11 protein-coding genes are annotated in these 12,893 nt (G+C 39.8%); 8 read left to right on the plus strand and 3 right to left on the minus strand.

Annotated features, from left to right (window positions below):
* Positions 1-5: 5 nt before the first annotated feature.
* From DHW03_RS15355 to DHW03_RS15390, 8 genes are all read left to right on the plus strand, one after another.
* Positions 6-1,112, plus strand: a complete 1,107-nt coding sequence (locus DHW03_RS15355) for a DUF3800 domain-containing protein (protein ID WP_109926734.1) — start codon at positions 6-8, stop codon at positions 1,110-1,112.
* A gap of 154 nt (positions 1,113-1,266) precedes the next feature.
* A complete protein-coding gene (locus DHW03_RS15360; protein ID WP_109926735.1) occupies positions 1,267-3,378 on the plus strand; it encodes a helix-turn-helix domain-containing protein in 2,112 nt (703 codons plus the stop codon).
* 93 nt (positions 3,379-3,471) lie between these two features.
* On the plus strand, positions 3,472-3,813 hold the full coding sequence (locus tag DHW03_RS15365) for a helix-turn-helix domain-containing protein (RefSeq protein WP_109926736.1): 342 nt from the start codon (positions 3,472-3,474) through the stop codon (positions 3,811-3,813).
* Positions 3,810-4,787 carry a PD-(D/E)XK nuclease family protein gene (locus DHW03_RS15370; RefSeq protein ID WP_109926737.1) on the plus strand — a complete coding sequence of 326 codons (978 nt, stop codon included), beginning with the start codon at positions 3,810-3,812 and terminating at the stop codon, positions 4,785-4,787. Before DHW03_RS15365 ends, DHW03_RS15370 begins: the two co-directional genes overlap by 4 nt.
* Positions 4,756-7,164, plus strand: a complete 2,409-nt coding sequence (locus DHW03_RS15375; RefSeq protein ID WP_133248533.1) for an argonaute/piwi family protein — start codon at positions 4,756-4,758, stop codon at positions 7,162-7,164. Before DHW03_RS15370 ends, DHW03_RS15375 begins: the two co-directional genes overlap by 32 nt.
* 11 nt (positions 7,165-7,175) lie before the next feature.
* Positions 7,176-7,541, plus strand: coding sequence for a hypothetical protein (locus tag DHW03_RS15380; protein WP_109926739.1), 366 nt, complete (start codon positions 7,176-7,178; stop codon positions 7,539-7,541).
* A gap of 5 nt (positions 7,542-7,546) precedes the next feature.
* The gene (locus DHW03_RS15385) at positions 7,547-8,686 is read left to right on the plus strand and encodes a hypothetical protein (RefSeq protein ID WP_109926740.1); all 1,140 of its coding nucleotides are present in this window, start codon (positions 7,547-7,549) and stop codon (positions 8,684-8,686) included.
* A gap of 20 nt (positions 8,687-8,706) precedes the next feature.
* On the plus strand, positions 8,707-9,903 hold the full coding sequence (locus DHW03_RS15390) for a S8 family peptidase (protein WP_109926741.1): 1,197 nt from the start codon (positions 8,707-8,709) through the stop codon (positions 9,901-9,903).
* Between the two features lie 471 nt (positions 9,904-10,374).
* Here the strand turns inward: DHW03_RS15390 and DHW03_RS15395 are convergent, their stop codons facing one another.
* From DHW03_RS15395 to DHW03_RS15405, 3 genes are read right to left on the minus strand one after another with little or no spacing between them, the layout of a single operon-like run.
* The gene (locus DHW03_RS15395; protein ID WP_109926742.1) at positions 10,375-10,710 is read right to left on the minus strand and encodes a hypothetical protein; all 336 of its coding nucleotides are present in this window, start codon (positions 10,708-10,710) and stop codon (positions 10,375-10,377) included.
* 5 nt (positions 10,711-10,715) lie between these two features.
* Positions 10,716-12,122 carry a hypothetical protein gene (locus DHW03_RS15400; protein ID WP_109926743.1) on the minus strand — a complete coding sequence of 469 codons (1,407 nt, stop codon included), beginning with the start codon at positions 12,120-12,122 and terminating at the stop codon, positions 10,716-10,718.
* A gap of 11 nt (positions 12,123-12,133) precedes the next feature.
* Positions 12,134-12,775: a Crp/Fnr family transcriptional regulator gene (locus DHW03_RS15405; RefSeq protein ID WP_109926744.1), complete on the minus strand. Its 642-nt coding sequence runs from the start codon at positions 12,773-12,775 to the stop codon at positions 12,134-12,136.
* Positions 12,776-12,893 lie beyond the last annotated feature (118 nt).

Consider the following 12,893-nt stretch of genomic DNA (forward strand, 5'->3'; position numbering starts at 1 on the left):
CAAATATGCCAATATATTGCGACGAAGCTGGAAGTAATGGGAATGACCTACTTGAAAAGATCCAGCCCTACTTTACATATGCAGCATTAGATATCTCAGAAGATGATGCGGCAGAAATGGCAAATTACCTGAAGACTAAATACAGGCTTCAGGGTAATGAGCCGAAAGGGATAAACATGGTTAAAACCCAAAATGGCCGTTTGGCCCTTTTGGAATTGTTTGAACGCTATTCCGGAAAGGTTAAGATTCTTTATCACCATAAAAAATTTGCATTGAGCTGTAAGTTTTTTGAATATATTTTCGAGCCTGTAATCGCTGAGGTAAATTCATTCTTTTACAGATATGAATTCAATAAGTTCATTGCCAACTTTCTCTTTGATATCATCGAACGCAAGGGAGAATCTGCGGAAATCATCTACATTAAATTTCAACATTTAGTTAGAGGGTCTGATTTCAGGGGATTGTTTGATGTCCTTAGCTCTTCTATTGATGACAATAAATTGGTTAGGCAAATATTTGGATTTGCATGCATTCACAAGGACAAAATTCGTGATGAGCTATTGATCACTGAAAAGGTTCAGCCTTGGGTATTGGATCTTGCCCAGTCGGCATTCTATGATTTGATGGTAAAGTGGCAGATTGACATTCCCGAGCTGACCGTAATATGTGATGATTCCAAGCCTCTTAGGTATCTCGTGGAAGATGGGAACTCTCTTTTTCGGCCCAATCAAGAGGTGAAAATGTGGGATCCATTGGGAAAGGGAGAAATCCCCCTTAATTTTAAGCTTACAGAACCCATCAAATTTTTGAAGTCAAATAAAAGTAAAGGTCTCCAACTTGCCGATATGTTCGCAAGTTCCGCATATTTCTTTTTGAAACACTCGGATGATGAGTTTTCCACCAAACTATCACCTTACTTAGAAAACATCTTTTCACATACAAGTGATAGAACCATTATGCCACAACCCACAAAATATCTTTCTAGTGGATCACCATTCTATAAATTTGGAAAGGATACGGTTAAACAACTTTATGACTTTTCATTAAAGGGCAGGAAAGACGTCGGCTCATCGGTCATGTATGCTTTTTTAAAAAAAGCAACGATTAAATAGCATTTTTAGCTAGTTTGAATGATGGGATGTATTACATACAAATGTTAACAAAGGTGTCCCATTTAAGTTACTATTATGTGTTAGGCTATCCAAATCGTATCTTTACTTTGCATAACATTAAACATTCTTTTAGATTACTTTATAACGCTAACCAATGGACTTTGATAGAGACAATGCCGTTTTCCTTCAGGCATTCGAATTGATAAATTCGACGGACAAAGATATATTTATTAGCGGTAAAGCGGGGACAGGTAAGACCACTTTTCTTAAGGCGCTCAGGACAAATACCTTCAAAAGAACCTTGGTGGCTGCGCCAACTGGGGTGGCGGCAATAAATGCCGCCGGAGTTACAATACATTCACTGTTCAATTTGCCGCGCAACCCCTTTGTTCCCGAGAACATGGAGATTTTCCATGCCAGAAACTTGGACAATACCACCAGGGAGATCATAAGAAATCTTGAATTACTGGTAATAGATGAAGTTTCAATGTTACGCTGCGATACCTTAGATGGGATTGATTATGTGTTGAGAAGAGTAAGGAACAATCAGGCAGAGCCATTTGGAGGTATACAGGTCGTTTACATAGGAGATCTTTTTCAGCTTTCTCCCATAGCTAGTGACACAGATGCCGCAATATTGAAGAAATATTACTCGGGACGTTTTTTTGTGGACTCGAATGTTTATCAGCTTACCAATCCCATATATCTTGAGCTTATCAAGGTTTATCGGCAATCCGACCCTGAATTTTTGGACATTTTAAATGCTGTACGGGAAAATAAATGTTCAGCTTCCCATTTTGAACTACTTAACGGCTACTGTAAGCAAGAAGCAAACAACAATGCCATTACTTTGACCACGCATAACAGAAAGGCGGACCTGATCAATGAATCAAACCTGTCGAACATTGGTTCGCCAGAAAAGGTTCTAAGCGCAAAAATTGTCGGGACTTACCCTCCTGAATTATATCCCACATCAAAGGAATTAAAGCTTAAGCTTGGCGCCGTTGTCATGTTGTTGAAGAATGACAGAAGCAAGGTCAAAAGGTATTATAATGGCAAAACAGGGATAGTAGTCAAAATCGAGCCGCACAAGCTGACAGTTGATTTGGGCGATAATGACCTGTTGGAACTTGAAGAGGAAGTATGGGCCAATACAAGGCAGAGGGTAGATCTGGAAACTCAGACCGTGAGTGACGAACAAGTAGGTAGCTTCCAGCAATTTCCCGTTAAATTGGCTTGGGCCATAACGATACACAAAAGTCAAGGCCTGACTTTTGATAATCTTATCATTGATGCAGGCGAGACATTTGCCGAAGGACAGATCTATGTTGCCCTAAGCCGATTGCGTTCCCTAGCAGGCTTAACCCTGAAGGAGCAGTTAAGTCCGGCATTGGTAAAAATTAATCCAAGGATCAAGCTTTTCACCGATAACAATCCCGGATCCATGCTTAGCAAAGATATTCTGCAGAACTTACAATGGGGGTTCGCTGGAAGAATTTTAGCCAAGCTATTTGATATGAGCGATCTAGAGCATTATATTGGAGCCGCCCAAAATCATCCCCTATCGATTGTCAGTTCATCCTACCGCTCTTTGTCCGATCTATCCGATACTTTTAAAAAGTTTTGCGTGGAACTCTCCGATACATTCAAATCTGATGAAAAAGATTTCCATAAGGTTTTTGAAAGAGCATCTGCAGCTGCGGGCTATTTCAGTCCCCAACTAAATTCATTACTGGATCAATTAAGGGCATTTGATAAGGCCCACGCAGATGATATCAATTACAAAAATCAACTTCCTGCATTAAGGAATGTAAAACGTTACGCCCAGGGTAAGTTGACGGGACTGACAACCGCAAAAACTTTTACGGCCAGCTTGCAAACCGGTAAAAATCCGGGAGAAGCAATGGCGATGTTGAGAAAGGTAGGTAAGTCCATGATCGGGACAAGTCAAGCAAACCTCATGGGCGTTTCAGCCCAAGCTAAAAACAGTCTGGAAAGAGAAAGCCTTGATCTATTTAGATCAGGTAAAAGCATACAGGAAATCAGCCATTTGACCAAACTTGGAATTCCGACAATTGAATTCCACTTGACAACTTTTCTAGGCACCGGGGAACTGGATGTTCTTGAGCTTATGGACAGCTCGCAGTTCGAAAGGATAAAGTCTGTTATTGAACAGGGGAACACTTCGCTATCAGAAATCAGGAGGCAGCTTGGGGGCACCGTTTCATTCGGGCAGATCAATGCAGTCATTGCCCATCTCTCCTGAAACTATACTTTTAAAAAGTTTTTTGTATTTTGCTTGCGAAACTTAGCAAGACTTCTTATCTTTGCTTGTGAAACTTAGCAAGGTTTATTGATTATGGAAAATTACGGAGGTTATTTTAAGGCGCTTAGAGAATCAAAAGGCATGACATTACGGGAAGTCGAAAAAAGAACGGATGTGTCAAACGCTTATTTGAGCCAATTGGAGTCGGGAAAGATTAAGCAGCCGTCACCATTGACATTGCACAAGCTTTCTGAAACGTATGAAGTCGGTTATGAAACCTTGATGGAAAAAGTCGGGTACCCGGTTCCGGAAAGATTGTCAAGGAAACAGGAAGAAGATAAGGGTTCAATTGCTTACAGGGTGGGCAGTATTACAAATGATGAAGAAGTAGAATTGCTGAACTACCTTAAATTTATGAGAAGTCGAAAAAAATGATTTGGTCAATATCTGGATATAAGCAGTTTAATAGGTGTGAGCGACAATGGTACTACAGTAACATCGTCGCCCATGCAATGGTAAAGAATGATGCTTTCCGGAAGGAAGTCACCATCCTTTCCAAACTGCAGACTATTGAGGCATGGCGGGGAACTATTGTCGATGAAGTCATCAGCAGGGTGCTTGTCAATGCGATCAACAGAAAAATTCCGATAAGAAAAGAGTATTTCATTGATCAGGCCATGCAGGCCTTTGATCGCCAGCTAGAATATGCGGTATTTCAAAAATATAGACTTCCAGAAAGTAAATTAAATACTGATCCCGATTTCGCGGCTCTGCTGGATTGTGAGTATGGAGTTGATTTGTCGGATGATGCCTTGGAAAGTGCGAAAATGGACATCAGATCGGCATTGACCAATTTGCTGGATAATATGGACTTTATAGCTTATTTGCAGACTTCGAAACATTTGATCAGTCAGAGAACCCTTGTATATCCGGTAGATCGGTTCAATGTAAGGGCCATACCCGATATGATCGCCTTTTTTGAGAACGAACCTCCGCATATTTTTGATTGGAAGGTACATACTTTCGGGACGGTATCATATGATGAGCAATTGATTTCCTATGCGGTAGCACTGTATAAGGTTGCAACCACCAGGCCCCATTCGGATTTCCCTTCAAACATTGGGTCTTATAAACTAACTGACTATAAACTAACTGAATACCAACTTCTGCATAACGACAGAATTAAAAGAGACTATGAGGTTACCAATGCCAATCTAGAAGAATTAGGGGACAAAATTTCAAGCAGTATCATGGAGATGTATATTACTGGTTGTCATAAAAAATACAGTCAACTCGATTCTGGAAAGTTTGCAACCACATCATATTTTGAAAATTGCCAAAATTGTCCATTTAAACGAATCTGTAAATCGAATGATCATGAACTACGAAACAGTTATCTTTCCACTTAACAATCTGGATCAGTTATCCGCGGACTACGTACTTTATGAGATCGTAGGATTGACTGATTCTGATGAAGATTTTGATAGCAACATTCAGTATATTGTTAAAAATCTTTCCTATAAACTGAAGCATCCGGTAACTTCTATCGAAAGGGATGGAAAACCTTTACTTGTTGTCAGGAATGATTCCGAGATCATAGAGAACTTACCAGCAGACATTATGGTCAAGCGAGGTATTATGGCCTGTTTTCGCAGGATTGGTGATCCGATTATTCTGGATTTTGTTAATTACGATGAGTCAAGTAAATCAATAATCTTAAGATTTCTTCAATTTGACCTGCAGACCGAGCTGAATAAAAATCCAGCTTTATGGCAGCCGAGTTCGGGTGATGCCTTCTTTAATGATGAGGCTCGCGAAACAATCGGTAACGTTTCGGTTTTTAATGGGTTTTTTGTTCGTGTTGTAGAACTGCCAGATGGTGGATTCGGACTTGCAATCGATGTGACAAAGAAATACATCTCACGTGATCCCTTAAACGTAAAGCTCACACGTCAACAGTTTAAATCCGAGGGTGTAAAAAGCTCACATCTGGTCTATCAATATGGGCAACATAAATATGAAATCAGGGCCGATCATTTTAGTGATCTTAATGCTTCCGAATATAGGTTTAACAGACCTTCGGATGGTAAATCGGTTTCCCTATTACAAGATACATTGGAGAGATTTGGTAATCCAATGCCTCCTTTTGTCGCAAACCTGCCTGATGACGCATCTGCGATTATTTACAAGACTAATGATAATCAAGAAAGACGCGTGATAGCAGGCCTATGTTATCGAGTGTTTGACACAGAAGACCCTCAGATACGAAAGATCCACAAGAAGTCGATCATTATACCTTTTTACCGCAGAATGTTGATAAAGGCCGTAAGAAATCGTTATTTGAAAAGTTTGCGTTACGGAAATGTCCAGCTTAATATTTCCCCAACACCAGTTTTGGTCGAAAAGACAAAGTTTCCTTCACCTGACCTATTATTTGGAAAAGGTACTGTGTTAACAACAAATAATAGTGATGGGGCAATTAGGACAAGCATTGATAATTTAGGGAGAAAGCGAAAAAACCTGCTGTTGGATAAAAATGTCGGATTTTACACCACTGCAACTTTTCAGACACAGTATTTTGTTGTACCCCAAACTATCTTTAATATGTATGGCAATCGGAAATTCTTTTTAGAGCATTTGATTTCCCAGGTCGACATCATGCACCCGACAGAATCCGGCTGGAATCCAAACGTTATCACCTATGACGATCGGGGTAAAAAGAACGCTATAGAGATTGGTTTTGAGATCTTACAGAAAATCAAGGAGGGTATTACAAAGACAGGGGGATATGCGCTGGTTATGCTTCCCTCAAATGTAGAAAGGGTGAAAAGACAGCACGATGATCTTGCCGCTTTAGTCGTTTCTGGATGTCACGAAGATCATTCGATTACTGCAAGTATTATGCATAGTGATACTTTGGAAGAATGTTATATCCACAAGTCAGTACAAGGTGCATCAACATACGAAGTACGTAATGATTTAAAGGGTAAGTATTCCGGGTATATCTTGGGTGTTGCTATAAATCAAGTATTGCTAAATAATGAGAGATGGCCCTATATATTAAATATGCCATTAAATGCTGATCTCACGATTGGTATTGACGTAAAAAAGAAGCTTGCTGGTTTTACCTTTGTCGATAAGTTTTCGAAAAATATCCTAACAAAATTCGATAAATCTGATAATAAAGAGCGATTGTCATCAGGACAAGTGGTAAAAATGCTTGTAAAAAATATTGCATTATTATGCAATCATTCAAGTTCACCAGTAGAAAAAATTGTCATTCATCGGGATGGACGACTTTTTACCTCTGAAAGAGATGGAATATTGATGGCGATAAAAATATTGAAGGAAAAGGATATTATACCACAAACAGCTTCAGTCAGCTTCGTTGAAATTCCTAAACATTCAATTTCGCCATTTCGGTTATTTGATGTGACAAAAGAATATGATATCAAACAGCAAAGAGTGGACAACGGGCTAGTTTTGAACCCAGAAATTGGTTCCTATGTAAAGATAAATCCTAAGGAAGCTTTTCTGTGCACAACCGGGAGAGAATTTAGTCATGGAGGTAGTTCTAATCCATTATACGTGAAATACAGTTCTGGAACATTGAGTTTGGACAATATATTGCAGGATATTTATTTTCTTTCTTGCTTAGCGTACACAAAGCCTGATGATTGCTCTCGATACCCTGTTACAATCAAGATTACAGATAGACGGATCAATACACTGGGTAGTCCATATGACGAAGAATACCTGGATATTTTAAAGTCAGTAAACATTTAATATTATCAACCATGAGTAACATAGGATTAAATACAAACGTTTTTCGCATCACTGGAAAGTACTTGGATATTTTAAACGACTTTATCGTTAGGGCGAAAATACATTCAGAAATAAGCGAATCTAAAAAAAAGGAATTAATCGAGTTCCTTACTAAAATTAATGATACTGAAAATGCGCAGCCGCAATTTCAACTCCTGTCTAGCATTATAGAACGAGAGTTGCGAAATTCCCATAAAAGGCCTGTGCTTTATTTAAATTCATTGATGGAAGAAATCAGAGACGGTGCCCTAGAAAGCGTTGTTCCAAAAATAGAGTTTATTGTTGAAGCTTTGGATACTGAAAATAGTGAAGCTTTATCTAAAATAAAAGGGGATTAACCAGCATGTATACTTATATCAATGGAGCCATCAAGGAATCGATAGGTAAAGGAAAAGCTTTGATGGAGAAAATACCTGGAGCCCGAGATTTAGGTATATATTTTTCTCCATTAGCAACTACAGCGAATCGTGAGATTGATGGTATAGTTGGGGAGCTTGATCACCTATACAATGATGTCGTGTACAATAATCCAGTAAATATTCGTCAGAAATTTTACCAGTTTAAACGTTTAGCTGGTAAAATGGCGGATATTGAAAATGTTGTAATTGCTGCTATGAGCAGAAAGGATAAGGATGACGAGTTTATTAATAAGCTGGTTCATCAAATCTGTACAGAAATTGACTATCCTTTGCCAACACCAGTTGCATCTTGTCTATCTCAAAAGTATTATCACATCTATCCTTTTTATAATCTAATTTGCATACCGTTATTGGAATCGGAGTTTCTGTTACACCTTCCAGATATTTATCATGAACTTGGGCACCCACTTCTTTCTTTGGATAATCCTAAAGTTGAGCCTTTTCAGAGCAGCCTTGGGTATTTCAACATCGAGATTAAAAAGCATTTCGAGGCGGAGATACAACGTCGAACATTAAACCAAACAGCCGAAACGGAATTTGATCCGATTTATATATACAAAGACTCGTGGTTGGAAAATTGGTCTGCTGAGTTATTTTGTGATTTGTACGCTACGTACACACTTGGCCCCGCTTACGTATGGTCTAATTTACATATGTGTACAAAGATGTCTTGGGATGTTTACAAGATTCCCACCTACCAGAAAACCTCCCATCCACCTGATGAAGCAAGAATGAAGGCTATCCTATTCGCTCTTGAATTAATAGGGTTTAAAGATGATGCTGACCAGATTAAACAAAAATGGGAGGAATTCAAAAAGATCATTGTGGCAGTGAAATCAGATGAAAGCGAATTTGCAATTGCTGTACCTGAGATTCTATTAAAAAGTGCGGCAGAACATTGTCTTATCGGAACTAAAAACATCGGTTCAGATATCCCCACAGTTGGAGCGACCCACAAAGTGTATACGCTTTTGAACGAAGCCTGGAAGCAATTTTGGTCTAACCCTGAAGACTTTTACAATTGGGAACACAAAGCATACGGAGAATTTAAAGCCAACCTATAGACTCTGCTCTTAAATAATATATGAAAAAAAAATATATAGTATTGTATTCTACGGAAACGGTGGAGAAGCAATCTCTGGATAATGGAAAAACTTTGAGTCCGTCATTTAAAGCTCTAAGTAAGGAAGTATTAAAAGCAAAATTCGATATCTCAGTACAATCTTTAGACGATCAGAACGAACAGGAATTTTTGAAAAGCAATCAAAACGTTATTGCCATTGCTCCAACTATTCCACTAAAACTTATCAAACCTAAAAAGATAGCAGCAGGATCAAAAAAGCCTTCAGACGAGTATCTCTGGAATATTGGTGCGGTCGGTGTCACATCATCTTCGTATAGTGGCAAAGGGATCAAGATAGCGATCTTGGACACTGGAATTGATAATTCGCATCCAGCTTTCAATGGTGTAAACATTATAGAGAAAGACTTTACCGGCGAGGGAAATGGTGACACAAACGGCCATGGGACACATTGCGCTGGCGTTGCCTTCGGCAGAGACGTTGATGGACATCGCATCGGTATAGCGACTGGAGTAGAAGAGGTTCTGATTGGAAAGGTACTGGGTCAGGACGGTGGAAGTACCGATATTTTGATAGATGCAATCCATTGGGCGGTCAAGAACGGGGCCCATGTTATATCCATGTCCCTGGGAATAGATTTTCCTGGTTATGTTGCGGAGCTAGAGAAGGAAGGTATGCAGACCGAGGCAGCGGTATCCCATGCATTGGAAGGATACCGGAAAAATATATTGTTGTTCGAACGGCTGGCGAACCTGATAAGGACACAGGCCAGTAACAAATCTACCCAACCTGTGCTAATTCTAGGTGCAGCTGGGAACGAAAGTTCAAGGCCAGACTACAAAATTGCGGTAAGTCCGCCTGCGATATCGGACGGCATCGTTTCAGTCGGTGCACTAGGCGCTAAGGGGAGCGGATATTATGTTGCAGAATTTTCAAATACCGGAGCTACGCTTTCCGCACCTGGTGTCGATATTATATCTGCTGAAATTGGCGGTGGCTTGGTGTCTATGGACGGTACAAGTATGGCTACCCCTCATGTTGCGGGGATCGCAGCGCTATGGGCAGAAAAATTAATAACTAAACGCCAGTTCAACCTTAATAATCTCCTTGCCCATCTGACTGCTTCCTGCGATGATTTAAAATTGTCGAAAGAGCAACCTGAAGATTTTGGAGCAGGCATGGTACAGGCCCCTAATTAATTTCGGTTCAGTAGGTTAATAGTATGACCGTTAAAGCATGGTATAATTAAGTCTGGAGGCATGAAGACCACAAAACAACCAATGCCACCGGATGACGTAATTGCATCTTTCGATTTCAGAAAAAAAAGATTATTGAACTGAATGGCTGCCAAGCATAGTGTGATACATTCTTTGCTATCTAATAATCCCAGAAGAAAACCGTAACAAATACGTAACAGAGCAAAATTTTGCGATTTCAAAAATAGTCCGTAAATTGCTTCTGTAAGTCAGAGAAGCACATTTTGCCTCATATAAGGGCGGTTAGGCTAGAAGACTCATAATCCTCTAGCCAACTCGAAGTGCATATCAAGCTATCAACAACCTAGCTTAAGTAACTTTCTTGACCAATATAATAATAGGATTAAATATTTAATTGATATATCCCAATGTTATCGTTTGTTGGAACGTAATTCTTTTAATATATCCTGCTAATTATTCACCGTGATTCCTAAAATTTAAATATTGGCATTTGAATCTTTTGCCTTTACTAATCATGCTCCACCATTCCCAGAATTTCCAAGGTTTTATTGTAAATGTTCGATAAAGTGTTTGATTAATATTATTAGGATTCCGTTCTTTAAAACTTTCGAATCTTCTTGAAGCCATATAAAAATTCTGCGTTGTACCTGGTTGTTCAGTAAATTCAAAACTTGCATCAAAATTTTGATAATGATATTCCTCCCCGAGAAAATAATAAACAGGGGGTAGGTTACTAATAAATATAATCCCTATAATTATAAGTAAAATTTTATTTCTGATTTTTTTCATAATTTTTAGTTACATGGCCCTTTACTTTCAGGCATTATACCACCACCTTCATTTATATCTGAGTTTGGATTATTGATTTTTTGCTCCCGCAAAGCGCTTGCCATTCCTGCTGGTGTTTTTGCAAAACCAGTGCCTCCAGGTCCAGAAAGTCCAATTGCGGTTGTAGGATCAGGAATCGGAATGTTTCCGGCTTGCCCTGCGGCGTAAACAAAAGCTGAACAATTAAAATCTGTGAAGTGATAACTTGTCGGTGGATCACTAATATAATCAACCAGTTTTTGGAAGCTGTCTCTATTTACAAAATATGTGGCACTGATATCATATTCTGAAAAACCGTTATCCAAAATTCTCGATTTTGAATCAAGTTTTTCAAGTCCTGAACCAGTTGGATAAAATCCCACAGTTTGTGTTATCGTGGTATTGCCACTTGTCTTGCTTAGTGAAATAGCAACGTGCCCAAAACTGTTTTGGCCAACATTGAATGACGTTCCGGGCTGTGGTTCGATGACATATACCCTGACAACAAAAGCTGCATTTGGATTCGTGATTTGAGAAAAGCACTCCATCATCTTTTTTGGATCAACCTGGTTGTTGTTTTCCCCTGGGAGATTGGATGGGGCAGGAGGGGGAGGTGAAGGCTCAGAACCTGAACTTCTTCCACCACCATCTCCGCCAGTAGAAACTTCCTGGTTAATGGTATTGTTGCCACCTCCGCCCCAGTTCATGCCGTCATCATAACCGTAATAACTGCATATCCTTTCCGAATGAACCGTAAACTCTCCGTTTGCATCAACATAGCTGTCCTGATACCAGGCGCAGCTTTCCATAAACTGCATCATCATCACCTTTCCCTGTATTCCCTTTAACGGATTTATTTCTTTCAGTCCCTGGACTGGCTGTTTTTCAAACTGCTCTTTTGTTCCGATCTCACCGATCTGTTTGCCACCGCTAAAAAGCTGGCCGCCCTTTAACTTGTAGGCAAGGTCATACTGGAAAACCCTTCCGGTGAAGGTCTTTTGGGATGCGTATTTTTCTTTTTGAAGGTAGATGGCATCCGGAATAACTTCGAGGATACGTGCATCGATTTCATTGTTTTTTAAGTTTCGCCTTATCGCCAGCTGGCGGTAGCCCTGTTTTACATTCTGGAAAGTTGGCTGTCCAGCTAGATTTATTTTCCAGATGTTTCCGTTTTTGGTATCTATAATTCTGGCCTCATTCCAGTTTAGGTTTTCTAAGGCAGAATTGCTATCGGCGTAAATTGTTTTTTGGCTATCTATGAAGGCCCTCGCATCCGCTTTCGTCAGGTTTATTTTTCCGGTTGGCGGGTTTATCGGTAATTCGGTTATGATCTCTTTCTGGCAGGCCGAAAAAGTGAAAAGCAATAGGGCGATTATTTTAAATTTCGTTTTCATATCGCGTTTTTTTAGTTAAAATGAGAGATAGAATTTTCGCCATTTTGTGACTGGTGACACATCTTGAGTTTTTTTGCCCTTAATCTGCTCAGCGTTTCCCGGCTGATTCCAAGGTAACTTGCGATATTGGTTAGGGTGGTCTGCTGCTCAATTTCGGGATATCTTCCGAGCAGGATTTTATACCTGGTTTCAGGGGTATGGGTGCGCAGAAAAATTGCTCTTTCCTCGCTTAAAATGTAGTACTTCTGGGTGACCACACGGCCAAGCAGATTGCCTTCCCTAAAGTCTGCATAAAAGGCATTGAGCTCATTCCAAGTTAGCGACTGAAGCTTACAGTCCTGAAGGACTTCGATGTACTCATGGGCAGGCTGCTGGGTAAAAAAGCTGTACACGGAGATCATCAGGTCTCCTTTTCCCATAAACCAGGTAGTGCATTCCCGCCCGTTCTCATCAATGAAATAGGCACGGAGAAAACCACTGCGGATAAAATAAAGTCTCCGTGCTATTTCGCCGGGCTTTAATAAAAGTTTTTTTCGGTTGAATGTCTGGGTGATGACCTGCTCATTTACCCGCTGCTGCATAGGTGCAGAAATGGGCATAATAAATCCGAGGGTTTCGAGTAAATCGGCCTCCCTAAAAAAAGAATTTTTCATGCGTTCTTCGATTGTGATCGAAATCAAATCTTCGCGCCTTTATGTGGACTAATATTGTCCTGTCGGATGGATACAAAATTTTGAACGGAAATTTTGGGCTTTTATTGTAACTGCTTCT

Origin of the sequence: Pedobacter yonginensis (assembly GCF_003173595.1) — a bacterium.
Taxonomy (GTDB): Bacteria; Bacteroidota; Bacteroidia; order Sphingobacteriales; family Sphingobacteriaceae; genus Pedobacter; species Pedobacter yonginense.